Source organism: Celerinatantimonas marina, from assembly GCF_046054165.1.
Classification (GTDB): domain Bacteria; phylum Pseudomonadota; class Gammaproteobacteria; order Enterobacterales; family Celerinatantimonadaceae; genus Celerinatantimonas.
Window position 1 is genome coordinate 55,544 of the sequence record NZ_JBFNXK010000001.1, and the last position, 25,129, is coordinate 80,672.

A 25,129-nucleotide genomic window follows, 5' to 3' on the forward strand; every position below is an offset into this window, starting at 1 on the left:
TGAATAATGGATATCCATTTATGTTTGAAGATCACCGCAGTAAAAAATTAGTTCTTGTTTCCCATTGCCTATTAAATCAGAACGCAATCTCAGATGGCACAGCGGATCTCCCGGGAACGTTTTCTGATGTCATTCAGGTATTGATGAAATATAACGTTGGAATTATTCAATTACCGTGTCCGGAATTAATCTGCCTGGGTTTAGATCGTGGCGATCAACAAGGCTGCACACGAGAAGTAATCGTTGAAAATACCCGGATCCGACATCAGCTATTGACCCATCACAGCCAAAATAAGATCTCAAATTTAATTGACTCTCTTATGTATCAAATCCGCGAGTATTTAAATAATGGATTCATGATTATCGGTATTATCGGTGTAAATCGCTCCCCTAGTTGTGGTGTGGAAACCACCTCTGATGAAAATCAGGAACAATCGGGGCAAGGGGTATTTATGCAGCAATTGATAACACGACTGCAACAAGAAAACATTGTCATTCCCATGCTTGGAATTAAAACCAGTCAACCGGAGCAAGCTGTACAGAAAGTTGAATCTTTATTCAACTTGGAAAATTGTTAATTTATTCAACGTGATGTGGCAACCGATTCAGATCTTAGCGATGGCCGATCGTTCATGGTTGCACTGTACAAATTAAACTCACTTGCGGATGATGCGACCTGTGATACTTAATCGATTAAGCAAGCAGGACGCAATCCCATTCAATATGCGCTAATAATTAATAACTCAGGTTGTTGATTAACTCGACATAAGCCCGATCGTTATAGAGAGTATCATGATAATTCTCATCCAAATAAGTAAGGATCAAGTCCCGATAAAAGAAGTCCCTAAATACATCAATCAATTGTTCCGATTGTGTAATAATTGAGTTCGACTCTTCCTCATTTTCTACGGCAAACAATAACTCTTTCCCATCGACAATAATATTTTGATATTTTTTGAGTTTCGTCTGGCTCTCAGCCGGAATAAAAAACTTCATCTGTTTCAAATTCGATTCAACGGCGCCTACCACATGAGCTTCAACCTGAACACCTTGCTGTTCTTTGTGTTCTAACATGGGCAAATACGAAAAAAAGATATCGCTCCAAGTCGATATTTGAATAGAATGCTGCGCATTATCCAACAATGTCATGCCATACGCATGAATCGAATTTCCAGTATTTAAATTCCAAACCCGATTGTCGGGTTTCGCTTTTTTCCATTGTGTTTGTTTTAATTGCTCAATATCTGACTCAAACTGCGTCGTTAACTTTTGTACCACCTGTTCAATAGAAATAGCTCGATAAAGCTTCTTCTTCTCAACCATTGAATCTAACAACATCCCCTTATCGAGCAATTTAGTGATCACCTCATACACCTTTGCTTTAGGAACCCCGGAATGTTTAGCCACAGCGGCTGCATCCAGTGCCTCATCAGAAACCAAGATGGTCTCATACACCTGGCTTTCATTCTTAGAAAAACCAAATTTTTCAATCATTTAACGCTCTCCAAAAAATAATTCTATCATCTTATTTTTCTGTAAAATCTGGATATTGACAAAAAATAAACAGGGGTTACTATCTTAGTGGTAACCATAAAAACACAACATCACATAATATCTAAAAATAAATTGTTTATTACTCTGGCTAATCAAATGGAGGTGGTCAATGGCTATCGAGCAAAACAGTATTAATTATATTCCTGAATCACAACGCTATGGAAAACCAAAAGATTTATTTGCCGTCTGGTTCGGGGCTAACTTAAATTTAACAACCATTGTTACCGGGGCCGTCATGGTCGCAATGGGGCTTAATTTAGTCTGGAGCCTGATTGCAATTATTGTCGGTACACTCATTGGAACAATATTTGTTGCATCCCATTCAGTACAAGGCCCTCAATTAGGCATTCCGCAGATGATCCAGAGTCGCGCACAATTTGGCGTATTCGGTGCGATCATTCCAATGGCTTTTGTCATGTGCGTCTATCTGGGATTCGGTGTCGCCAACACATTACTCATGACCCAAACACTACAAAGTGTGGTCCCAATTTCAAGCAACTGGGTCGTTATCTTATTTTCATTAATCTCGATTATTATCGCAATCTACGGCTACAAACTCATTCATAAGACCCAAAATTGCCTTTCAATCAGTGCTTTTATCATCTTAGGTATTGCAACCTTCGTGCTGTTTTTCCAGCCAATAGCCTTATCTAGTTGGGATCTGAGTGAATTTAACCTGACGCTTTTTGCCTCGGGTGTCGGCATTATCGCAACCTATGTTTTAGCGATGGCGCCTTATGTAGCGGATTATTCCCGTTACCTACCGGCCAACGCCTCACCCAAACAGGTTTTCTGGTTCACCTATGGCGGATTATCCATTTCAGGGATCTGGATGATGCTGATTGGGGCTGCGGCGGCTGTGGTCATCCCGCATTTTGCCGATCGCTCCGGTCAGGGATTAGCGCAACTGTTCGGAGGGTATAGTTGGATCATGTATCTGTTACTGGCATTTGGACTACTCGCCATTAACGTCTTCAACTTTTATGGCGCTTTTATGTCCATTGTGACGTCAATTCAGCCGTTTAAATCCTTAAACGTGACCCCAAAAATCCGGGTACTGATTTTAGGTGCCATTCTGCTCTTAAATATCATCTTAAGTATTTTAAGCGGCGCCGGTGACTTCATTAATTTTTTCATTAATTTCATCTACTTTATGAGCTATTTCTTGATCCCGTGGACAGCGATCAACCTGGTCGATTTTTTTATGCTGCGGCATGGTCAATACCATATTGCAGACATTTTTGATGTTCTGGGTCGCTATGGAAAATTTAATGGAATTACCATTTTTGCCTTTCTGGCCGCTATTGTCGTACAGATCCCATTTATCAACAGTTCATTTTATGTTGGCCCGGTCGCCCAGGCACTCGATGGGGTTGATTTGGCTTGGGTCGTCGGCATCATCGTGGCTTTTGCGCTCTATTATTTTCCATCCAAAGCTCGCCAAAATAAGCAACCCAATATTGAAATAGCTCATTAAACTAATACGGTACAGCACATTGAAAAAGACAATTATTACAAATGCCATTGTTTTTACAGTTGATCCGAACAACACCGTGATCCGTAACGGCACCCTCATCATCGAAGATGGTAAAATTTCTGCTATCGGCCGCAAAGAAGCCATCGCGCTGCCTGCTGATGCAGATGAAATCATTGATGGTCATGGCACAATGGCCGTTTTACCAGGGCTTATTGATACCCACAACCACTCCAGTCTGATGCGGGGAGTTGCTGAAGATATGCGGCTTGTCGAATGGCTGCCTATCTATGATCTGGAGCACAAAGCTTGCAATCCGGATGATGCCTATCATGCCGCTCGACTAACCTACTTGGAATGTCTGAAAAACGGAACGACGACCATTATGGACATGTACCGTTTCATGGACCGAAGTGCTGAAGCTGCGGGAGAGCTTGGATTAAGGGTCCATCTAGCTCCCTATGCAGCAGATATCGAACCCTACACATTCTTCGAAAGTACCCAATCCAATATGCAGCTTTTGAACCGCTATCATATGAGCCAAGATGGCCGAGTTCGCGTCTGGATGGGGCTAGAAAATCTCTATTACTGTAGTAAAGCGATGTACGATGCCGCACTTATCGCACAGCGTGAATACGGAGTTGGTATTCATACTCATGGCTGTGAACAACGAGAGGAAGAAGAATCCATCATTCAAATGTTTGGCATGTCGACAATTGATATGCTGGAACAACGGGGCATTTTGGGTGAAAAAACACTGTTAGCACATTGTGTTTGGGTGAATGATGACGATATAAAAAAAATGGCAGCAACGGGAACCAATCTGGCCCACTGCGCCACATCCGCAGCGAAATTAGGCTGTGGTATTGCACCGATCCCGAAAATGCTTGCCGAAGGAGTCAATGTATCTATCGGTTCTGATGGCATGATTGATAACAACAGCCTAGATCTATTTCAGGAGATGAAATTCGGCTCACTCATCCAAAAAGCCAGTCACTGTGACGCCTCTCTGATGAGTGCTCCGCAGATGCTACGAATGGCAACCATCAATGGGGCTAAGTCGCTGGGGATGGACCGTGAAATTGGATCACTTGAACTTGGAAAAAGTGCCGATCTCATTATGGTCGATACGTTTGTGCCCAACTTACACCCCATTTTTTGGGATGAAACAGAACAAACAAACCTCCTATGGAACCTCATTTTTGCGGCCAAAGGTGAAAATGTAGACACCGTCATGGTTGAGGGTAACATTCTGATGCGTCACCGGAAACTCACTCAAGCAAGTGAATCAGACATTATTCTCGGGGCTCAGGATCAAGGCGATGACTGGATGAAACGTCGAGAGGCCTACAAATAACCCCCTAGATTTTCACTGCCCATGATCCATCCGGCCAGTTTCTGGCCGGATATTTGCCAACCATAAGCCTAACGACATCCAATCATGTCATGATTAAATTTCGTATTTAATTTCAGTTAACATCTCAACCATCGCTGGATCACCATGATCAAAGAAACAGCTGACCCCAGTATCGAGAGCTTCAATTTCTTGCATTTCATTCGGTGTCAATCTGAAATCAAAGACATTAAAATTTTCTTCAATTCGAGTTTTATGCACAGATTTAGGGATCACCACAATATTTTTTTCAAGATGCCAACGCACAATCACTTGAGCAATCGATTTACCATACTTATGACCTATTAATTCCAAGGTTTTATTTTCAAATAAGTGGTTTCGACCTTCGGCAAAGGGAGCCCAACCTTCGATCTGGATCCCTTTATCATCCATATAATTATGTGCCGCAATTTGCTGGCAAAATGGATTAACCTCGATCTGATTGATAGCAGGAATAATTTTATGAAAAGCCATCAAATCAGCTAATCGATCTGGTTTAAAATTAGAAACCCCAATGGCCTTAATTTTACCTGCGGCATAGAGCTCTTCCATTGCACGCCAAGCTCCATGTACATCATTAAATGGCTGATGAATCAGATATAAATCTAAATAATCAAGGCCGAGACGTTCTAAAGAGCAATTGAAAGCCTCTTTAGCTGATTGATAAGAAACATCCTGAATCCATAGTTTAGTTGTAATAAACAATTGCTCTCGGGGAATTGCACTTTTTTGAATAGCCTGTCCGACAGCCGTTTCATTTTTATAAGCAGCCGCAGTATCGATCAACCGATAGCCCGTATTCAATGCATCAAGGACTGCTTGCTCACATTGAGCCAAGTCCTCCATCTGATAAACACCAAATCCTAAGGCAGGCATCTTAATACCATTATTCAATGTAACAAAATGCATAAGTGTTCTCCTTTTTAGTACAGCAATCTTGAGGGCTCCAGTGCATCATCCCTGACTCGTTTGATCGATTTTACAGACCCAAACACAGATTGAATACAGATGATTAATCAGCATAACTGAATACATCTATGACTATTTATAATATGCAAATGAACACGATCCCAAAAAATCATGCTGGGTTCATGGATTATAATAGCAAAATTTTTTTCGAGGCTTTTACAAGAATCAGCCCTCGATGACCCTCACTGATAGTCGTCTTTACAGGTTCTATGACTGATGCTCAAGCCACGCTTTAGTTTCAGTCAATTGGGGGACGATCACCCGACCCAACTCAACTTTCACCGGAGCATTAAGAATCACGGTATCCCCGGCTTTTAATCCAGATTTAATCACCCGAACAGCATGAATACGTTCACCCAAGATAACCTTGCGATAAACTACTTTGCGATTTGCATCAACGAGATACACAAAGCGTTCATTCTGACGGGCCCTTATAGATTTTTCAGGAATGACAATTCGATTGTCAACATGTGGAGCCATCAAGGTCACTCGGCGAAAACACCCCGGCGTCACACCAGAAAGTTCATCATCAAAAATTGCCCGAACCTGAAGGGTCCCCTTGGATAGATGAATAGGATCATTTCTCACATTCAATCGTCCCGAATAATCCCGTGAGCTCCCTGCAACTGATAAATGAACCCGAACAGAACTATCCCCTTTCATTCCTGAAAAATAATAATTCCAAATCTGTTCATCCATATTAAAGTAGGCTTGTATATGGTGGGGTGACATCAAAGTCATTAATGTTGTCATTCCCGACTGAACGTAATACCCCTTCATAAGATCAGTACTAGAAACAACACCATCCATTGGTGCTCGAATTTGAGTGCTATCTAAATTAAATTGAGCCGTTATCAACTCTGACTGAATTTTATTTAACTCAACTTCCCGCTGGCGAAGTTTAAATAATTGCTGCTCAGCAGCAGCCACTGACATTACCTTCAATGCTACTAATTTTTTAACATATCGGGCTTCCCTTTTCGCCTGTTCTTGTGCCTCCAAAGCCGATTGTAAGCGTACTTTCAAACGCTGTACTTCAGCTCGAAAAGGTTTTGCATCTAAGAGAATCAAAAGATCCCCTCGCCGCACCGGGTCACCATCATGAACCAGAATCGACTGAACAATACCGCTGATTCGGGGTTTTAGATCGATAGACGACGAAGAGCGTAACTGAGTCGTATACGAAAATTGACGTTGATATGGGATTGATTGAGCGGCAATAACATCGACCCGCTGTTCATCCGAGACCCGAGCATGGGTGGATTGTTCATGATTTCCACCACAACCAGTCAAAACAGCACTCAATACGAGCATAAAAATAACTCGATTTAGCATTTTTTCTCCATTGCTTATTACCGAACGACATGATGACCCAACATCTCAATGATCTCTCCACGCTAAATAGCTATTTATCATGCGGCTCCACCCAGCAATAGAGGCATTCCGATAAGTCGACCCACCACGTCAGAGATGCCGCAGTGGAGCCCCATGGAGGGAATGATGCGTGTCGATGTTGGAAATGGCCTCTGTGACCTCGTATTAGGAACACTTATTTAGACACCCGCGAGTGATCGTAGAACAACTATTTGTTTTTAGCGTATGACACTAAGCGTTCTCTGCCCCATAAAAGCCATCATCAAGACCTAATCATAAAAATAATTTAAATAAAAAGACTTCGATATATATCAACTTCATTAACAAATACATTACTATCATTTATTAATTAATAACATATTTCTATATCGGCTATTTTATTTATGCGGTTACATATATTTAAATATGGGTATCTACATAGATTAATCCGTATAAATAGCCGCATAAAATTAATACAAAACCATTCGTGACAAACATAAATACAACGATAAGAACTAGCAATGATCGTTAATATATAAAAGAATTCATTTTAAATTTAAAAATAACTCAAAACCATAAAACAACCTAACCAATTGATATTTAATAATTAAAATTAAAAAACGTTTCTGCGCTGTCATAATCATAATGGCTCAATCTATTAGAATTGCGCTATATGAAGATAGGTACAGGTTATATTAGATATATTAATGAATTGAATTACTATTTTTACACTGATGAAAAACAATTGTTATGACTACAATTTCAGGCAGAGAATTATTCACCATTCATATGGAGTATATTATATTCAAATAAAATAAAAACACCTATTATTTATATTTATCAATTACCCTAGAAAATCTAATGCACATATATGTTGAAGTAACTCCATTCGGTAATATCATGATTTATCACAATGGATCACGTTATTCCCATTTTAGCATTCACTTACTAAAAACCTAAAATACCCCTTGCGATAGCTCCTCCAAAGCGCTCCCAAATAGGGATACTCAGTGGCCTAATCGCTCGTGAACATCCCCCCATCTATCAATGCCATATCTGAGCCTAAAATTTCTGATTGCTATCAAACGCCTTAAGTGGAAAATAAGTTCTCTTATCCCTAGCCTAGGATCTTCCAGATGTTAAGACATTTTGTAATCTGCCCTATCGCAGCAACCTGTACCCCAGAACAATTCGACGACGTTGTCACACAACTTCGTTCCCTCCAAGCGCATATTCCGGGTATCCCTTCCTTTTCAGTTGAAAAAAGCAAGGGTCTATCCAATGAACGTCCCGGTTTTGTGTTAATGGCTGAATTTAATACTGAAGCGGATTGGCACGCCTATATGCAGAATGAACATCATCTTGCCATTGGCGAAGCCATCACACCATTTTTAGATGTTGAGCATATGGTGATGACGCAAACGGATCTCTAAACACGACTTGAGCCCCGCTAATCCAGCCAAGCACATGTGCACTGGCTGGATATATTTTTATTGTTCAACCATATGCAGATAAGGGCTGAGTTGTTGTAGCAAAAACTCTCTGAATTGCTGTTGTAAAATAGAGGCAGATTCATGAGCCCGATCCAGCCGAATCCCAATATGGGGTAATTCAGGTAACGGGGACTGACAGCTCGTTACCGATGCTGGTAATGCAAATGACGAACGCAGCGTTATTCCTAATCCTTCGGATACCGCCTTCCAGATACTACTTAAATTAGAACTCTCAAACACAATACGCCATTTGATCCCCGCCTGATCCAAAGCTTGCGTTGCAATTTGTCGCATCAGGCAAGGCGCTTCAAACATCACCAACGGCAGCGGCTGACAACGTAATAATACAGCTTGCAAAGCCAAATCAGCCGGCGTGATCCAACACAACGGCAACTGCGCTAACATATCACTATAGGCAGGCGTTTGTGCACTGACCCAGCTTAATGAAAAATCAAGCTTTGCCTGCTCAATTGCCTGAAATAATTCCCGATTACGAGCGACATGAACTGAAAGCTGAACGTTGGGATGGGCTCTGGCAAATTGCGCTAAAATACTCGGCAGCAACATCTCACTGAAATCTTCCTGCATTCCAAACCGGAGTATTTCCTCCCCCTGTTGCGGTGTGCTCAATGCACTGACCGCCTCATCATTGAGTGCCAACAACCGCCGGGCATAACTTAAAAGCTTTTCACCCGCTGCTGTCGGTTGCAGATTCCGCCCCTGCTTTTGTACCAAGGGTTCTGAACTCATCTGCTCCAACTTTTTCAGTTGTGCACTGGCAGCCGAAGTTGAACGATGCAACCGTTGAGCGGCCAGTGCAAAACTGCCTAGCTCAATCCCGAGGACAAAACAGCGAAGTGCATCCAAATCAAGGTGTTGATGTTCTCGCATAGTAATAATCCATAATTTCAGGACAAATAGTTTAAAACATTTTGATTTTTTGAATGTATCAGATAATGCAAGATAGTGTCATTGAAATATTTAGCGGACACAACGCCGTTTGAGGAGTGAACCATGCCATTAACACGTATCACCATCGGAGAAGTTTATCAGCAGACGCATTGCCAACAGATTTCTCAAATACTACAGCAAACACTAGTTGCCGAATTCAATGTTCCTGAAGCCGACTGTTTTCAACTGTTTGAGCCTATAGCATCCGAAAACCGCGTGATTCATCCGCGTTATTTAAGTCCGGGGCGCACTGACAACTTCATTTTATTTCAGGTGCTCGCGGGCAAACCCCGGAGTCACCACCAGCAGCAACGCTGGGTTAGTGCCCTCGTGACCCAACTCACAGAACAAATGGGAATTAATGGCGCAGATGTCATGGTCACGATCCAATATAACCGCCCCTGTGACTGGTCTTTTGCAAATGGTCAATTATTTACTCTGGAGGACAATCAATGATTGCAATGCAATATAGTTTTACCTTACCGGCCGATTATGAAATGCAGCGTATTGAAGATCGAATACGCCTGCAAGGTGCAAAGTTAGATGGCTTTGCTCATCTGGCTTTAAAGCTCTATCTCTATGCCAGAGCCGATGACCCGGAATGCCGCTCATCGCATAATCTCTACGCGCCATTTTACCTTTGGTATGAAAGTGCCGGTATGAACCAATTTTTAGCCTGTGATGGTTTTAAAGCGCTGTGTCAGCAGTTTGGTCGCCCAGCGATTGATATTTGGATCCCGACTCAGGCCTCACTGGAGCAACTGTCACAATGCCCTGTGATCACTCGATGCATCGAAGCGGCTGATGAACCAGCTTCAATTGAGTCCCCTCTTTGTACGGCACATGACTATCATACCTGGCGCACACTGCGACTAACTGCCGACGAAAGTCAGCAACATCTCAAAGCCAACCAACAACATTATCGGATTGGTTATATCGCCCAAGGTTGACGTTGGTCTAATAAAGAGTTAATCACAATAAATATTGTGGTTAACTCAAGTATACCCCAGTATAAAAACCATCCCATAGATGAGTAATGATGATTAAATCCAAGTTTTTCCTTCAGTATATCTTAAGCATTGACTGATATCGTCCCACCCGTGCGGAGTCTGTTAACACCCTGATCCAGTAGCGATCTTCAACGGCCTTATATGGCGGTGTTAACAACTTTCCATATGCATAAAGACTTAAGTATTAATAATCAGTCCTGAGCAATCATTTTGAGCAGATGCGGTTCAGGTCAGGCAGTCACACGGGTATCGAATGAACTACATATCTCGGTTTAAATTAACTAACGCTAATATCACTTTATTGCTAGCGATTTTCTTTGCAGTTGTCCTGAATATTCCGGTTTATTCAGATCTTTATAAAATATTGTCTAAATTAGATGCGTTTAGCATCGGTTTCGTCATTTCGATCCCTATCTTTTTTACTCTAGCACTTAACATCCTGTTCAATGTGATCAGCTGGCCCTACATCACTAAACCACTCTTCGTTATTCTGGTTCTCATGTCCAGCTTGCTCAGTTATGCTGAATTTAATTACGGCATCATGTTTGATAAAACTATGATCCGTAATTTATTTGAAACTAATAGCAGTGAAGCAAGCTCTTACTTTAGTGGATTTTTATTTTTTTGGATCCTGATTTCCGGTGTTTTACCTGCCGTCGCTTTATCGATGATCACCATCAAATCAGAATCCGTTATACGCTTTCTGCTCAAAAAAGTGATCTATATTGTGGTATCCGGTGGGGTCATTTTCCTCATCGCTCACTTCTTTTATCAGGATTACGCATCGGTCGTCCGCAATAATAAGTTTTTAGAGAAACGGATTGTTCCGACTGCATTTTTACATAATACCTATCGCTATCTTCGGGATGAATACTGGTCAGATCCCATTCCTTACACAAAACTTGGCATGGATGCGCATCAAACACCACAATCTCTTGCTCAAGCAACTCAAAAGCCAACTGTTTTAATTTTTGTCGTCGGCGAAACAGCCCGTGCTCAAAATTACCCATTTAATGGTTATGATCGGGAAACGACTCCCTATACGCAGTCACTTAAAAATATGATCAATTTCAGAGATGTAGCCAGTTGTGGAACCTCAACCGCTATTTCTGTCCCCTGCATGTTTTCTAGAATGAACCGCGAACATTTTAATCGTGATCATGCAGACCAACAGGATAATGCGTTGGATATTTTAAACCGAGCCAATGTTGATGTGCTCTGGCGAGAAAACGATGGCGGAGATAAGCATGTGGCTCATGCAATTAAAGAACAAATTATCGATGCATCTCAGGATTCCCCATTATGTGATGGGCATACCTGCCAAGATATGGCTCTGATTGAAAATCTGAAACAACAGATCAATGCCATGCATGGCAACCGAGTTGTGGTGCTCCATTTTATAGGAAGTCACGGCCCTACTTATTTCCAGCGCTATCCTAAGACTATGGCGTATTTTGCCCCTAATTGTGATCGTGCAGATATTGAAAACTGCACCGTACAGCAAATCATTAATACCTACGATAATACCATTCGCTATACCGATTACGTTTTAAAACAGACGATCGATACATTGCAATCGCTCGAAGAGCAATACAATGTGGCCTTAATCTATATTTCTGATCACGGAGAATCATTAGGCGAGAACGGAATGTTCCTACATGGAACACCTTATCAGTTTGCCCCCATTGAACAACGCCGGGTTCCGCTGATGATTTGGCTATCTAATGGCCTCATGGCTCAAAAACATATCCAGTTGGACTGTCTAAAACAGGAAGCCCATCATAGCGGTTGGAGTCAGGATAATATATTTGACTCCATTCTGGGCTTGATGGATGTTCAAACTTCTGTCTACCGTCCTCAACAAGATATTTTCGCAAGTTGCCGGAAATCTTAATGCCCTCGTTGGGGGGTTAAGAACAAACAGAAGTAAATAGTCGCATCATAAAATCCGCGTGTCATTTTTGACGCGTGGGATCACACATAACCGAATACCATTCAGGTGCAGTTAAAATTATTCAGGGAGATAAGAATAAAACTAGCTCGCATCATCCCTAGACGCTGTAGCCTTTACGCCTATTTTTCGCTATGAAAACCATCGTCTTATAAATAGCATATGCTACAATGAGTGATTATAGTGATAAATGCTGAATATAAGGACAGCTCATGATTTATATACTGACATTTATAATTTTCTTGGTGTGTATTCTACTCATGTCTCTTGGTGTGATGGCTCACCGTAAACCCATTCAGGGAAGCTGCGGAGGCCTCTCTAGTATCGGGATCAAACAATCATGTGGGTGTAAAACGCCCTGTGAAGAGCATGCAAAACTTTATCAGTTACAAGAACCGGGCTCATCACAGACAGAGGAATAACCAGTTTAAATCATAGCTTTCCCGGATTGGCATCAAGGCTATCGATGCTGGGTTTTCAAAATAGAACTACCGAGGGACTCGGGTTTCAGATATGCCGCTTTTCTTCGTCATGATCAGAAATCCGAGATGCTATATGGCTCATTCATTTACTATTCAAATTACAATGCATGAGAGTGATCATGATTTAAAGTGGCAAGCCAACAATAAATCACAACGCAAACTAGACATAATCCTAGGGCAATTCGAGTACCGTCTAGTATTCCCTGCCACCCAAACTCTTGATAAAAAGGTTCAAGGAAAAAGACCCCTAAACTAGCTCCTGAGTAATAAAACAGACTATATAAAGCCTGAGCACTGCCTTTATTGCCAGTGACGGTACGCCCAATCAGCGTGTTCGCATTGGCATGACAAAAGAAAAAACCAAATGCAACCAACACCATTCCAATGACCAGAGAATAAATGTTAGACCAACACATGAATAAATTTGCCCCCAGCATGATCCCGATCCCTAGCACAATCCCGCTGATCTGACTGTGTTTTCTGGCAAATTTACCCGCTAATGAAGAACTCGTGGTTCCGCCCAACATTGTCAAAAACATCAAGCTACGCAAATCACTTGGGAGATGATAAGGCGCATCACCTAATACCAACATCAGGTAATTGGATAAATTCACAAAGGTGCCGAATGCCAAACAAATTAGAATATAAATCAGTAACAACTGGGGCCGCTTCAGATGTTCGCCAAATGCTTTAAAAGAGCGATCAAGACGCAACGGAACGGGTTTAAAATGACGCTGTTGCGGCAGCAAATAGTAAACAATACCAAATAAAATCAGGCTAATTCCGGCTAAGATCAAACCACCATTAGCCCATCCACCGAAATATTCTGCACTAATGCCACCGAGTAAACGACTACACAACCCACCCAAAGTATTTGAAGCAATATATAGACCCACCGCTCCAGCCAACCAACTTTTACGTAACTCATCCCCAAGAAGTGGAACCGCCAATGCCGGACAAACAGATAAAAACATTCCTTGAAAAAAACGTAACGTTAAAAATACGGAGTAAGAATCAACAAGTGGCAGCAATGCCGAAACAAAAACACCGACCGCAGTTCCCCCCAGCAGAATAGGGCAACGCCCGATCGCATCAGACCAACTGGCAAAAATCACTAATCCTAATCCCATTCCGAGCAGCGGTGCAGACATCGCAAAATTAGCGGCCAGAGAACTAATCTGAAAATCCTGTTGAAGTACCGGTAACAACGGCTGTAACCAATAAATATTGGCGAACGTGATAACGGAGAAAAGACAAACGCATATAACGAAACGAGTATAATGGGGTAATGTTTTCACTGTGCTCTACTGCAAACTTATAAATAATAAAAAACCTAATCATCGATACGTGTAGAGTAGATCGCGAGTATTAATAAATAAAATATGTTGTATTTATCGTGACCATAATTAAAATTTATACCCCATAATCAGCCATTGACATTCATCCAAAGTAAGGATTAAGGGCTAGCCAAATGGAACTAAGACAACTACGACATTTTGTATCGGTCGTTGAACAAGGATCAATTTCTGGTGCGGCTCGGACTCTCAATCTAGCTCAACCAGCTATCAGCAGTAGCATTAAAAAATTAGAATATGATTTAAAAATGCCATTGTTTAATCGTCGAGATCGCGGCATCGAACTTACCCAGGCGGGTCTTGAATTTCTCCCGCATGCCCGACAAATTTTAAATCAGGCCCGTGATGCCAAACTGGCAATGGAATCCCTTGAAGGGCTCAACCAAGGACATGTGGATATTGCTGTACCCAGTATGCTCGGATCGTATTACCTTCCTCCATTATTAATGGCCTTTCGCCATCGATATCCAAACATCGATCTAAACATACTAGATACCGGAACTCGAAATATCCTGCGCTTACTTTTAGATGGCGAAATTGAATTAGGTGTCGTCGCAACCAAAGATGTCACAAGCGAGTTAAATAGTGGGCCATTGCTCCGGGAGAAAATGGTGGTTTGTATGGCCATTGATCATCCATTAGCAGAAAAAGAAACCATCGAATATGCTGATTTTTTATCACATGATCTAGCTCTGTTTCGCCGAGGCTATTACCATCACCTACTGCTGGACAAAATTAGCCGTCAAGAGCAGATTAAACCCAAAATCGCCTTTACCAGCAATCTATTACCTCTGATAAAGACAGTCATTCGACGGGGTTATGCGATCTCCCCGATGTGGCAGGTGGCCATTCAAAATGACGATGAAATTATCACCCGTCAATTTGCGGAACCCTTTGAAGTAGACGTAAGCCTCGCCTGGCGCAAAGATAGCTATCTCTCCCGGGCGAATCAGACCTTTCGCGATTTTGTTTTAGAAGAAGCAGCTAAAACCAATCACTTGGCCATTGCACAATCGCTCACGGAATCAAAAACACTTGGGTCCTAAGCGCTATCATTCGGACAACGAACATCTTTCATAGCCTAGAGAAGCCAAGCGATACTTATAAAATCCAGAGTAAAATTAAAGTATTCAAATCTTCTGCTCTATAGTTATTTTGATCAAAAATGATAGAATCATCAGTATTCTTATCTATACCTGGTATCGAGAGCTAGCGAATGCAAAAAATTGAAGGGATTTCAATACGTTCATATAGTCTGAAAACCAATGGTCATCGTCATCCCTATCATCAGCTAATCCTTCCGGTAAAAGGGACCATTGAAATAGCTGTCGATACATTTTCCGGAAAGGTTCGCGTCGGAGAGTGTGTCGTCGTAAAAACAGGGGAAATGCATTATTATTCTGCCGAGAGCAATGCCAAATTTGTCATCGCTGATCTAAAAGAACTTCCCGATCAAATCGCCCATACCGCAACGATTGTTTTTTCTATAACCCCCCCGCTATTATATTATTTAAACTTTATTGAACAGCAGCTTAAATATCAGGTCAATGGGCATATTGAAAAATTAATCTACGATACCTTTTATTACCTATTAAGTGATCAGCGTACGCTAAGACAATTTGATCGTCGAATTAGAAATGTCATGAATTATATTGATATAAATCTATCGCAGCACCTATCCAATCCATTGTTAGCAGACATTGCATGTTTAAGTCAAACTCAATTTAAAAAATTATTTAAAGAACAAACAAAACTCACGGTTACTGAATACATTACCAAATCCAGGATGGAAAAAGCGGAAGCTCTCTTAGTTCATACGGACTATTCAATTCAAGCCATCAGTGAAATAGTAGGTTATACTGATATCACCGCATTCAGTCGGCGATTTTCAACCTATTTTGGACTTGCCCCATCAAAATTTAGACATTAATTCTATATATATATACCGAACTATCATTCATTATCTGTAAATTCAAAACCAACCTCTTATGTTTTAAACATATGTCATCTGTACAGCATGAAATAACTCAAATTAGTTACGGATAAATCATAATCTGCCACAGAGATTACTCGAGATATGTCATTATGGAATAGGATTTATTTAATAGTGATATATATATCATTACAATTACGTCCAACGTGCTAAAAAAAGCGTCCAAATAGCAAAGTAGTTTTATTGACTAAGCTATAAATTATGATAATTCATCCTCATCTATCTTTATTAGACAATGAAAATACAACAAAATGCTATATTGGCTGCTGGGATGACCTCGCTAATGTGGGGAGCGACGGGTATTTTCGTGCGTTTTTTACCTTCATTATCACCTTTTGCCGTCACTGCTGGACGCCTTATTGTAGCCTTAATATTTGTTCTCCCCATTGTATGCCTATTGGCCAATCAACGAAAAAACTTCAAGCAAGCCATCCAAAATCCGATTACGAATTTATTAGCGTTATTGCTAGCTGGATATTATCTATTAGCGACGGCAGCCTTTCAGTTGGCTCCCGTCGCTGAAGCAGCATTACTCCTGAGTACGCCCCCTTTGTTTATTCTTATGTTTCGTCGAATAAGTGGGGATATTCCATCTTCCCGGGATACTCTCGGAGCCATTATTGCCATTATCGGACTCTTTACTATTTTGGCCCCTAAAATTTCCTTTACGGATCAAGTTTCTAATTTTCGATTATTCGGTGATCTGCTCGCCATATGTGCTGCAGGACTAACAGCTGTATATGCCTATATTTATCAGATACTCAGAAAGCGTAGTAAAAGCCCAGAAACAATAGCCGTAACCACACTCACCTTTTTAGAAGGTAGCATTATTCTTATTCCTGTCATACTTTTATTACCCAAACACTCAGGAATAAGTACGCTTAATATTCACGACATTACTATATTAATAGGCTTAGGGATATTTTCAACGGCATTTCCCTCATTAGGATTTGCGCTTGCTTCAAAGTATTTACCGGCATTAATTACATCTATTATTTCTTTATTTATTCCACTATTTGCTGGAATATTCTCATTCTTAATACTCGGTGAAATCCCCTCTATTTCATTTTATATCGGTGGGATTTTAGTATTAAGCGGTGTAGCCATAATTTTATATCACAAAGAGAGAAAATCAAAAAATTTAAATTTTAGTAAAGATATGATTAGACGATAGCGATATACCTCAACAAATATAGGATTATATTTTATAAAAAAGGATCTCCTTATGGAACAGGCCATCAATTTTGATATTGAACAATTTTTTCATTCATCTGATTTTGAAAATATAAAAAAAAATGTATCACTAAATATTGTTGATCATACTTATAAACCTAAAATCTCTGATCCTAAAAGTGATTGGGTTTCTAGTGTGGCAGTCCCTGCATTTCAGTATATTTTTAAAGAAAAAGGAATTCAGGATAACTTTGCATCACTCGGAACCGGAGCCGGATTAGATGCATTAGCCGCATGCCAAATATTACATAGTAAACGCCTTGTCGTAACCGATCTGCACGAAGATGTTGTTAAACTAGCTACGTCCAATATACAAAATAACCTTCAAAACAATGCGATCGAAGTCATCGGTAAAGCGGGAGATTTAACTTATCCACTTGAAGACTTAGGGATTAAGTATGATCTAATCTATGAAAACCTTCCGAATATTCCACTATTAAATGATATCAATCTGTTGGATAGCCAAAATAGTTCAACATTTATCGCTGATAGAATCGAAAAAATACCTGATAGCATCACTAAAAGTTTGCTTTCACTGCATTATTTAGCCGTCAAAAATTCTCAACAATTACTGAATCCGGAAGGTGATATTATTTCTGTCATTGGTGGAAGAATTCCATTATCAGAAATATTGACAATCCCTCAACTGTGCCATAGTCATGGTGAAATTATTTTAATGACCTGGAAAATTCAGTCTGAAGCGACCGATGTCATAAATGGATATCTTGAATGGGAAAAAAATGACTACATGAAATTTCATTTTTACCCTGTCGAAAAATTGCAAGAAGTATTTACGGATCAAAGCTATATTACAGGTCAGGATGAAGCCATAAAAATGGAAACAGCCCTCAAACCCTATGAATTAAGCTCGGAGGAAGCCCTTAGATTAACCAATAAAGGCGTACCCGTTGGTCATACTGTGGTCGTACTGAAATGTCATTACTGATATTCATATATAAATAGTCCCTACCCGTATTCTCATCATCATGAGACTATCGGGGGGTCATTTAATCTTTTTCTTCCGGACGACAACACCACCTTTTATCGTTGTAACCCGGAAGAATTCTAAATAACCAAGATCTCAAATTTCATCACACCGCAACTCAATGCGGCACAATACAACCGAAGCGCCATATCACATTTTCGCCGCACGCTTCTTTGACAGCGACGAGATTCAGGATTTGATTTAGTCTAAAAAATTAAATTATTCTCTTTAAATTACAACATCTTATTAATTATTTTGTAGCGATAGATTGAGCCATTTTTTGTTTTTATTTTCACCTCAAAATTCCGACTATACTTAGGCATATATTGTTAATATATTGTTTTTATGCCTTTAAACAAGAAGAGGTATCCTTGATGTTTCTAAGTGGGAAAAATAGCCGAACCCTCGACGAGGTTCTACACACCATAAGCAATGTGTTACCGTCCCCAAACACGCATAACACCAATCGATTTACCTCACTTACCGAGGTAACTCAGAGTCTCATTGAACACATAAATCAATTAGAAGCAGACAAACAATCGCTAGAACAAGAACTAAATTCAGTCACCGCCTTGCTTTCTGATCACCAAAAAGAAGTTCAGGATATTGAACAACGCTTTAACTTAATGAGTGAAGCAACTTCCGATGGGCTCTGGGATCTAACCTTCATCCGAGGCAAAGAGTTTAATGAAGATTACCCTTTTTGGTGGTCACAGGCATTCCGACAAATGCTAGGCTTCGAGAGTGAGAGAGATTTTCCTAATATTGCCAGGAGTTGGTCTGATCGTTTACATCCCGATGATAAACAACGCACTTTCGATGCTTTTTTTGCGCATATGAATGATAAAACCGGCCACACGAGTTATGACATTGAATATCGATTAAAACTAAAAAATGGTCAATACCGTTGGTTTCGGGCTCGCGGAGCCACACTCAGAGATGCCTCAGGCAATCCTTTACGTGTTGCTGGCGCGTTAACTGATATCGATGATGAAAAACAACGGCAGATCGAATTAGACAAATTTATTGACCGATTTGAGTTAGCCAATGAAATGTTATCCGATGGTTTATGGGATATGGAAGTCGTTGCTGGCGATCCAGTAAATCCCAATAATCCATTCTGGTGGTCCAATCAATTTCGTCGATTACTTGGTTTTGAAAATGAACAGGATTTTCCCAATGTGCTGGATAGTTGGGCTTCGCGTTTACACCCCGAGGATGCGGAACAATCCACCCAGAAGTTCTTTAAACATCTCACGGATAAAACCGGGAAAACCCCTTATGATGTCACTTATCGTCTGAAAATGAAATCGGGTGAATACCGCTGGTTTCGGGCCAAAGGCGAAACTAAACGAGATCCGAAAGGAAATCCACTTCGTGTGGTCGGAGCGCTCACAGACATCGATGCCCAAATGAAGCAGGATCATTTAAGAAAAACAGAACTAGAACACCAGCAACAGATGCAGGACAATTTCACGAAGATTGGAGAAATCGTCACCATCATTAATGATATTGCCAAACAAACGAACTTATTAGCACTCAATGCCGCCATTGAAGCCGCCCGAGCCGGTGAACAAGGTCGAGGCTTCGCCGTTGTTGCTGATGAAGTCCGAACGCTCGCATCCCGGACTCAAAATGCTACCGAACAGGCGACTGCTCTGGTATCCGGGAAAATGTAGCTCCAGAGCTCAAACCGGATAACCAAAGCACTTAACCATATCATAAGATAGAAACAAGCTCACTACAGCACCTTGTCATTAGGACAAGGTGCTGCACCAAAGATTCCGTACGATGCTATTGTACTTCCCCCATGAGTATGAAATAGATATAACAGAATAAATCATCAATAGTAGAAATTTACTCACCCTCTATATCATCATCTTCTGTTAAATGGGTATCGATGAGCAGCTGCGCCCCCGGACCTTGTTGGGAAAGAACATCATCAGGATTACGGAGCGGACAATCCGTCAGCGACAAACATCCACAACCAATACAACCTTCCATATGATCCCGTAACTGGAGTAAGGTGTGGATCCGTTCAGTCAGCATATTGTGCCATTCCTGACTAAGTTCCCGCCATTCTTTGGTCGAGATAGCTTTTTGCGGCAATTTATCCAGATGCTCTTTAATTTCGGTTAGTGATAACCCAGCTCGTTGCGCAATACGAATAATTGCGATACGACGCAATATTCCACGGGGATAACGACGCTGATTACCTCCGGTTCGCCAACTGCTAATCAATCCCTTGCTCTCATAAAAATGAAGTGTTGAAACCGCAACACCGCTGCGTTTTGCCACTTCCCCCACCGTTAATGTCGTCGACGATTTCATCATAAAATGAGTATTGACCTCAAGTATACTTGAGGTCATATTATGAATGTCGGCCTGCATTTGCAAGTTCAAAAATGATATAAACCTCGTTCAAGGAGCCGACATGAGCCGTATGATGAAAATGAGCCGCGCGTTACGTTTAATACCTATCGCTTACTCATTGATCCCCCCACATTATGCTGCCGTTCTAGCAATTTGCCCGGTATATCCCATCAGGTACTGCGTAGGATCCAACCTCGATCGACTTTTCGCCATGCTCCGCAAGGATGCTGTACTCGCTTGTCAATTGCGGCCATTAAACACAATGACGTTTTACTCAAATGGAGGGAAGCCATGAGCGATCCTATGCCACGGTCTGCTTTGCCGGACCAACCTAAACATCACCCAATTCGATCATTATTGGTCGCAGTGGTTTTATTGGTAGTTATTTTTGGAGGTCTGTTCCTCTGGAAAAACTATGGCCGAGCCCAACCTCAAGGTTGGCATGCACAACCAACGCCGGTCACCGCGATGAAATTAACGCCGCAAGAATTGCCCGTGAGTCTACACGCGATCGGGAACCTCAAAGCAGTCCAGCAAGTGACCTTGTCGGCTGAAGTCTCTGGGCGGATCTCGGAAATTAATTTTAAATCGGGGGCAACTGTTGCAGCAGATACGTTACTCGTACAGCTATTTGATGGGCCCGAACGAGCAGAACGATTATCCGCACAAGCCAAAGCCCGATTAGCCGGACATCAATTAGCGCGTTCTAAGAAACTAGTACCCGCCGGTGCTGAATCATTGGATATGTTGCAGCAGCGCCAATCCACACATGATCAGACGGTAGCCGACATTCAGGAACTAGATGCTCGACTGCGACAGAAACAGATCCGGGCCCCCTTTGCCGGTCAACTTGGGATCCGCCAAGTCAACTTGGGGGAGTATCTAAATCCGGGACAAGCGGTGGTCACTTTAACAAAGCTCGAGACACTTCATGTTGAATTCACGCTGCCACAACAAGATTTTACATCGATCAAAGATGGGGAAATCGTCCATGTTTCTAGTGATGCTTATCCTGATCGCGAGTTTACCGCGCATGTGACAGCCATTGAACCACAAATCAATACGGATACCCGCAACATTCTCATTCAGGCGACACTCCCCAACCATGATCGGGCTCTGCGTCCAGGGATGTATGTCACGGCATCTCTGGCCTTACCTCCACAGTCAGGCGCTATTCTTGTTCCAAGTACCGCCGTTCAGACTTCGGCTCAGGGATACAGCGTCGTCATTATCCGGGGAGACGATGCCGACAAACACGGAAAATCAGAGGTACTCAGTGTCCAATTAGGTCAGCGTATCGGAAATCGAGTTGTGGTCACACAAGGTCTTAAAGGCGGCGATGTGATCGTCACCGAAGGCCAGAATCGGATCATGCCCGGTGCTGAATTAACAGTCGCCAAATTGGTGGATAAAGAGGAGATGTAAGATGCATTTTACTGATTTATTTATTCGCCGCCCGATCTTATCGATCGTCGTTAGTATGTTAATTTTACTGGTAGGGATCAGTGCAGCCTACAACCTGCCGATTCGACAATACCCACAGATGCAAAGTGCCACCATTACGATCGATACCACGTTGCCGGGAGCAACTCAGGATATGATGCAGGGGTTTGTGACCACACCAATTGCACAAGCAATATCGACGGCCAGTGGCATTGAATACATTACCTCGACTTCGAGTCAGGGCAAAAGTCATATTGCGGCCAAGTTGGTACTCAATGCCAACGCGGATCGTTCCATGACCGAGATCTTATCCAAGGTCCAGTCGATTAAATACAAATTGCCTGATGGCGTCACCGATCCGGTGGTCCAAAAGATAACGGATGGAGCTTCTGCCATCCAGTATGTTGCCTTTATTAGCGATACACTCAAATCATCACAGGTTGTTGATTTTGCCACACGAGTCGCTCAACCCCTCATTACATCCGTCCCTGGCGTCGCTTCAGCCGATATCGCCGGAGGAGCCGCTTATGCCATGCGGATCTGGGTTGACCCAGTCAAAATGGCGGCTCGGGGATTAACCGCCAGTGATATTTCTCAAGCTTTACAGAATAACAATATTCAGGCCGCGCCCGGGCAGCTGAAAGGCAGCGAAACAACCATCGATGTCACGGCCGGTACAGATCTGCGCGATGTGAATGCATTTCGACAGATGGTGTTAAAACGCGGTCAAAATGGCATTGTCCGTTTACAAGACGTCGCGACCGTGGAGTTAGGTGGGAAAAACTATGATTCAGCGGCCCTCTCGTCAGGCCATCGAGCCGTATTTATTTCGATTACGCCAACCCCCGATGGAAACCCGCTAGACATTGTCAAACAAGTGAACCAATTATTACCCGATATTCAGCGTGTGGCTCCACCAGGGCTTAAAGTCATCAATCGATTTGATGTGGCACATTTTGTCAATGCCTCCATTGAAGAAGTCGAACACACACTGATTGAAGCCGTTGTGATCGTGATTATCGTGATCTTCTTATTTCTCGGCACATTCCGAGCGGTTATCATTCCGGTAGTCACGATCCCCCTCTCGCTGTTGGGAACGGCAGCATTAATGATGATGTTTGGGTTCTCCATCAATTTGTTAACATTGTTGGCAATGGTGCTGGCCATTGGGCTGGTGGTCGATGATGCAATTGTCGTGGTTGAAAATATTCACCGCCATATTGAAGAAGGATTTTCACCGATTCAGGCCGCGATCAAGGGCGCTCGTGAAATCATCGGCCCCGTTATCGCAATGACAATCACCTTAGCTGCTGTGTATACCCCCATCGGTCTGATGGGCGGGTTGACCGGTGCTTTATTTAAGGAATTTGCCTTTACCCTAGCCGGTTCAGTGATCGTTTCCGGAATCGTCGCACTGACGCTATCACCGATGATGAGTGGTCAATTACTTAAACCCAAGCTCACCGAAACTAAATTGGCGAAATGGGTCGAAGCCTACATGGAACGGTTAACCCATATTTATGGCCGACTACTGGATAAAACACTGGCCGCTCGCAGTGCAGTCTTACTCGTTGGGATCGTGATCCTCGGAGGTATTGTCCTGCTGTTTTCCGGATCCCAAAAAGAATTAGCGCCCCCGGAAGATATGGGGTATATCTTTGCCCAACCCAAAGCGCCACAATATGCCAATGTGGATTACACCACAAAATTCAGTGCACAAGTTGACCATATTTTTCAGGAAATGCCCGAATTTGAAGGCAGCTTTTTCTCTGTCGGCGGTGATAATGCCAACACGGGTTTTGGAGGGATTCTGCTCAAAGAATGGTCGCAGCGCCAGCGAACGGCGGACCAGATCCAAGCCGATCTGGCCGCACGAACAGCAGGTGTCACCGGCGTTTATACCTCTCTGTTTCAAGACAGCCCATTACCGGCCTCCACCGGGGGACTACCGGTACAGATGGTTATTCGTTCGACTGATGACTATGCTTCGCTCTATAAAACATTAATGGCTCTTAAAGGAGCAGCCTGGCAAAGTGGCTTATTTGCCTTCGTGGACAATGATCTGGCATTTGATAATGCCGAAGCTCATATCAGCATCGATCGCGCAAAAGCAGGCCAAATGGGGATCTCGATGTCTGAAATCGCCAATACCCTGGCGGTTCTGGTTGGGGAAAACTACGTCAACCGATTCAACTGGTTTGATCGCTCCTATGATGTGATCACGCAAGTGCCGCAAAAAAATCGACTGACTCCCGAAAACCTTGGTCAATACTATGTCAGAACAGCGACAGGTCAGCTGATTCCCTTATCGACAGTGGTCAAAGTCGATGTGCGACCACAGCCAAATAAGTTGCCTCAGTTTAACCAGATGAATTCGGCCACCCTTTCCGCAGTGCTGATGCAAGGGGTCACAATGGGACAAGCGGTTGCATTCCTGCAACACCAGCACTTGCCGGATGGCATGACTGTAGATTGGATGTCGAGTAGCCGACAGTTTGTTCATGAAGGCAATCGACTCACCGTCTCTTTTATCTTTGCACTGATTGTCATCTTCTTAGTGCTATCCGCCCAATTTGAAAGCTTCCGGGATCCATTAGTGATTTTGGTAACGGTGCCGTTAGCGGTTTGTGGTGCCTTGGTGCCCCTCTACTTAGGGTTTACCACACTCAACATCTATACCCAGATCGGACTGGTGACGTTGATCGGACTAATATCCAAACATGGGATCTTGATGGTGTCATTTGCTAATGAAATGCAACTTCATGAAAATCTGAACAGAATAGATGCAATCCGTCATGCAGCGGCAGTGCGGATACGGCCAGTCTTAATGACAACCGCCGCGATGGTCGCCGGATTGGTTCCGCTACTATTTGCCGAAGGTGCCGGTGCGGCTAGCCGTTTTGCCATTGGCATTGTCGTCGTCATGGGCATGTTGATCGGAACATTATTTACATTATTTGTTCTACCGACCATTTACAGTTTGCTTGCCGGAGATCATCGCCCGCAAGTTTCCAGTGAAGAAGAGCAGCAAAGCAAAGGAGAAGTGGCGCGCGTTTAATCGCCCGCCTCACGATAACAACACATAAGAAGTAACAAGCATATTACTCGCAGTCATAT

The 25,129-nt window shown here is 42.4% G+C and carries 21 protein-coding genes; 15 read left to right on the forward strand and 6 right to left on the reverse strand.

The window, feature by feature from the left end; translation table 11 throughout:
* Nucleotides 1–20: 20 nt before the first annotated feature.
* Nucleotides 21–578, forward strand: a complete 558-nt coding sequence (locus ABUE20_RS00240; protein WP_408617786.1) for a CD3072 family TudS-related putative desulfidase — start codon at nt 21–23, stop codon at nt 576–578.
* Nucleotides 579–735: 157 nt separating this feature from the next.
* On the opposite strand, the gene ABUE20_RS00245 is transcribed toward ABUE20_RS00240, so the two are convergent.
* The gene (locus tag ABUE20_RS00245) at nt 736–1,494 is read right to left on the reverse strand and encodes a TrmB family transcriptional regulator (protein ID WP_408617787.1); all 759 of its coding nucleotides are present in this window, start codon (nt 1,492–1,494) and stop codon (nt 736–738) included.
* A 169-nt stretch (nt 1,495–1,663) separates the two neighbouring features.
* On the opposite strand from ABUE20_RS00245, the gene ABUE20_RS00250 reads away from it, so the two are divergent.
* Both ABUE20_RS00250 and ABUE20_RS00255 read left to right on the forward strand, forming a co-directional pair.
* Nucleotides 1,664–3,031 (forward strand): purine-cytosine permease family protein, encoded by a 1,368-nt coding sequence (locus tag ABUE20_RS00250; RefSeq protein WP_408617788.1) that lies wholly within the window; start codon nt 1,664–1,666, stop codon nt 3,029–3,031.
* Between the two features lie 19 nt (nt 3,032–3,050).
* The gene (locus ABUE20_RS00255) at nt 3,051–4,385 is read left to right on the forward strand and encodes an amidohydrolase family protein (RefSeq protein WP_408617789.1); all 1,335 of its coding nucleotides are present in this window, start codon (nt 3,051–3,053) and stop codon (nt 4,383–4,385) included.
* 93 nt (nt 4,386–4,478) lie between these two features.
* On the opposite strand, the gene ABUE20_RS00260 is transcribed toward ABUE20_RS00255, so the two are convergent.
* Together ABUE20_RS00260 and ABUE20_RS00265 are read right to left on the reverse strand one after the other, a co-directional pair.
* Nucleotides 4,479–5,330, reverse strand: a complete 852-nt coding sequence (locus ABUE20_RS00260) for an aldo/keto reductase (protein ID WP_408617790.1) — start codon at nt 5,328–5,330, stop codon at nt 4,479–4,481.
* Between the two features lie 267 nt (nt 5,331–5,597).
* Nucleotides 5,598–6,725 carry an efflux RND transporter periplasmic adaptor subunit gene (locus ABUE20_RS00265; RefSeq protein ID WP_408617791.1) on the reverse strand — a complete coding sequence of 376 codons (1,128 nt, stop codon included), beginning with the start codon at nt 6,723–6,725 and terminating at the stop codon, nt 5,598–5,600.
* Nucleotides 6,726–7,879: 1,154 nt separating this feature from the next.
* Here ABUE20_RS00265 and ABUE20_RS00270 point away from each other — a divergent pair.
* Nucleotides 7,880–8,176, forward strand: coding sequence for a Dabb family protein (locus ABUE20_RS00270; RefSeq protein WP_408617792.1), 297 nt, complete (start codon nt 7,880–7,882; stop codon nt 8,174–8,176).
* 57 nt (nt 8,177–8,233) lie between these two features.
* Here the strand turns inward: ABUE20_RS00270 and ABUE20_RS00275 are convergent, their stop codons facing one another.
* A complete protein-coding gene (locus tag ABUE20_RS00275) occupies nt 8,234–9,127 on the reverse strand; it encodes a LysR substrate-binding domain-containing protein (RefSeq protein WP_408617793.1) in 894 nt (297 codons plus the stop codon).
* A 123-nt stretch (nt 9,128–9,250) separates the two neighbouring features.
* Between ABUE20_RS00275 and ABUE20_RS00280 the strand changes: the two genes are divergently transcribed.
* The 4 genes from ABUE20_RS00280 (at nt 9,251) to nqrM (ending at nt 12,570) form a co-directional block, all read left to right on the forward strand.
* A complete protein-coding gene (locus tag ABUE20_RS00280) occupies nt 9,251–9,643 on the forward strand; it encodes a tautomerase family protein (RefSeq protein ID WP_408617794.1) in 393 nt (130 codons plus the stop codon).
* Nucleotides 9,640–10,137: a DUF4865 family protein gene (locus ABUE20_RS00285; RefSeq protein ID WP_408617795.1), complete on the forward strand. Its 498-nt coding sequence runs from the start codon at nt 9,640–9,642 to the stop codon at nt 10,135–10,137. The genes ABUE20_RS00280 and ABUE20_RS00285 overlap by 4 nt, the downstream gene beginning before the upstream one ends.
* A gap of 313 nt (nt 10,138–10,450) precedes the next feature.
* Nucleotides 10,451–12,091, forward strand: a complete 1,641-nt coding sequence (locus ABUE20_RS00290) for a phosphoethanolamine transferase (RefSeq protein WP_408617796.1) — start codon at nt 10,451–10,453, stop codon at nt 12,089–12,091.
* Between the two features lie 269 nt (nt 12,092–12,360).
* Nucleotides 12,361–12,570 (forward strand): (Na+)-NQR maturation NqrM, encoded by a 210-nt coding sequence (gene nqrM / locus ABUE20_RS00295; RefSeq protein WP_408617797.1) that lies wholly within the window; start codon nt 12,361–12,363, stop codon nt 12,568–12,570.
* Between the two features lie 158 nt (nt 12,571–12,728).
* Here the strand turns inward: nqrM and ABUE20_RS00300 are convergent, their stop codons facing one another.
* Nucleotides 12,729–13,928 carry an MFS transporter gene (locus ABUE20_RS00300; RefSeq protein WP_408617798.1) on the reverse strand — a complete coding sequence of 400 codons (1,200 nt, stop codon included), beginning with the start codon at nt 13,926–13,928 and terminating at the stop codon, nt 12,729–12,731.
* A gap of 173 nt (nt 13,929–14,101) precedes the next feature.
* Between ABUE20_RS00300 and ABUE20_RS00305 the strand changes: the two genes are divergently transcribed.
* From ABUE20_RS00305 to ABUE20_RS00325, 5 genes are all read left to right on the forward strand, one after another.
* Nucleotides 14,102–15,031 (forward strand): LysR family transcriptional regulator, encoded by a 930-nt coding sequence (locus ABUE20_RS00305; RefSeq protein ID WP_408617799.1) that lies wholly within the window; start codon nt 14,102–14,104, stop codon nt 15,029–15,031.
* Between the two features lie 170 nt (nt 15,032–15,201).
* Nucleotides 15,202–15,915: a helix-turn-helix domain-containing protein gene (locus ABUE20_RS00310; protein ID WP_408617800.1), complete on the forward strand. Its 714-nt coding sequence runs from the start codon at nt 15,202–15,204 to the stop codon at nt 15,913–15,915.
* 298 nt (nt 15,916–16,213) lie between these two features.
* Complete coding sequence (locus ABUE20_RS00315) at nt 16,214–17,152, forward strand: DMT family transporter (RefSeq protein ID WP_408617801.1); 939 nt, start codon at nt 16,214–16,216, stop codon at nt 17,150–17,152.
* Between the two features lie 51 nt (nt 17,153–17,203).
* A complete protein-coding gene (locus tag ABUE20_RS00320) occupies nt 17,204–18,157 on the forward strand; it encodes a class I SAM-dependent methyltransferase (RefSeq protein WP_408617802.1) in 954 nt (317 codons plus the stop codon).
* 413 nt (nt 18,158–18,570) lie between these two features.
* On the forward strand, nt 18,571–19,875 hold the full coding sequence (locus ABUE20_RS00325) for a methyl-accepting chemotaxis protein (protein ID WP_408618219.1): 1,305 nt from the start codon (nt 18,571–18,573) through the stop codon (nt 19,873–19,875).
* A gap of 178 nt (nt 19,876–20,053) precedes the next feature.
* Here ABUE20_RS00325 and soxR read toward each other — a convergent pair whose 3' ends face one another.
* Nucleotides 20,054–20,530, reverse strand: a complete 477-nt coding sequence (soxR, locus tag ABUE20_RS00330; protein WP_408617803.1) for a redox-sensitive transcriptional activator SoxR — start codon at nt 20,528–20,530, stop codon at nt 20,054–20,056.
* A gap of 330 nt (nt 20,531–20,860) precedes the next feature.
* On the opposite strand from soxR, the gene ABUE20_RS00335 reads away from it, so the two are divergent.
* Both ABUE20_RS00335 and ABUE20_RS00340 read left to right on the forward strand, forming a co-directional pair.
* Nucleotides 20,861–21,994 (forward strand): efflux RND transporter periplasmic adaptor subunit, encoded by a 1,134-nt coding sequence (locus ABUE20_RS00335; RefSeq protein ID WP_408617804.1) that lies wholly within the window; start codon nt 20,861–20,863, stop codon nt 21,992–21,994.
* Nucleotide 21,995: 1 nt separating this feature from the next.
* Nucleotides 21,996–25,070 carry an efflux RND transporter permease subunit gene (locus ABUE20_RS00340; RefSeq protein WP_408617805.1) on the forward strand — a complete coding sequence of 1,025 codons (3,075 nt, stop codon included), beginning with the start codon at nt 21,996–21,998 and terminating at the stop codon, nt 25,068–25,070.
* Nucleotides 25,071–25,129 lie beyond the last annotated feature (59 nt).

Excerpts from the sequence above, each read along its gene's own strand:
- ABUE20_RS00240 (WP_408617786.1), top strand. The coding sequence starts at position 21 with ATGTTTGAAGATCACCGCAGTAAAAAATTAGTTCTTGTTTCCCATTGC.
- ABUE20_RS00325 (WP_408618219.1), top strand. The coding sequence starts at position 18,571 with ATGTTTCTAAGTGGGAAAAATAGCCGAACCCTCGACGAGGTTCTACAC.
- nqrM (WP_408617797.1), top strand. The coding sequence starts at position 12,361 with ATGATTTATATACTGACATTTATAATTTTCTTGGTGTGTATTCTACTC.
- ABUE20_RS00315 (WP_408617801.1), top strand. The coding sequence starts at position 16,214 with ATGAAAATACAACAAAATGCTATATTGGCTGCTGGGATGACCTCGCTA.
- ABUE20_RS00285 (WP_408617795.1), top strand. The coding sequence starts at position 9,640 with ATGATTGCAATGCAATATAGTTTTACCTTACCGGCCGATTATGAAATG.
- ABUE20_RS00265 (WP_408617791.1), bottom strand. The coding sequence starts at position 6,725 with ATGCTAAATCGAGTTATTTTTATGCTCGTATTGAGTGCTGTTTTGACT.
- ABUE20_RS00245 (WP_408617787.1), bottom strand. The coding sequence starts at position 1,494 with ATGATTGAAAAATTTGGTTTTTCTAAGAATGAAAGCCAGGTGTATGAG.
- ABUE20_RS00275 (WP_408617793.1), bottom strand. The coding sequence starts at position 9,127 with ATGCGAGAACATCAACACCTTGATTTGGATGCACTTCGCTGTTTTGTC.
- ABUE20_RS00250 (WP_408617788.1), top strand. The coding sequence starts at position 1,664 with ATGGCTATCGAGCAAAACAGTATTAATTATATTCCTGAATCACAACGC.
- ABUE20_RS00260 (WP_408617790.1), bottom strand. The coding sequence starts at position 5,330 with ATGCATTTTGTTACATTGAATAATGGTATTAAGATGCCTGCCTTAGGA.
- soxR (WP_408617803.1), bottom strand. The coding sequence starts at position 20,530 with ATGATGAAATCGTCGACGACATTAACGGTGGGGGAAGTGGCAAAACGC.
- ABUE20_RS00270 (WP_408617792.1), top strand. The coding sequence starts at position 7,880 with ATGTTAAGACATTTTGTAATCTGCCCTATCGCAGCAACCTGTACCCCA.
- ABUE20_RS00310 (WP_408617800.1), top strand. The coding sequence starts at position 15,202 with ATGCAAAAAATTGAAGGGATTTCAATACGTTCATATAGTCTGAAAACC.
- ABUE20_RS00340 (WP_408617805.1), top strand. The coding sequence starts at position 21,996 with ATGCATTTTACTGATTTATTTATTCGCCGCCCGATCTTATCGATCGTC.
- ABUE20_RS00280 (WP_408617794.1), top strand. The coding sequence starts at position 9,251 with ATGCCATTAACACGTATCACCATCGGAGAAGTTTATCAGCAGACGCAT.
- ABUE20_RS00335 (WP_408617804.1), top strand. The coding sequence starts at position 20,861 with ATGAGCGATCCTATGCCACGGTCTGCTTTGCCGGACCAACCTAAACAT.
- ABUE20_RS00290 (WP_408617796.1), top strand. The coding sequence starts at position 10,451 with ATGAACTACATATCTCGGTTTAAATTAACTAACGCTAATATCACTTTA.
- ABUE20_RS00320 (WP_408617802.1), top strand. The coding sequence starts at position 17,204 with ATGGAACAGGCCATCAATTTTGATATTGAACAATTTTTTCATTCATCT.
- ABUE20_RS00305 (WP_408617799.1), top strand. The coding sequence starts at position 14,102 with ATGGAACTAAGACAACTACGACATTTTGTATCGGTCGTTGAACAAGGA.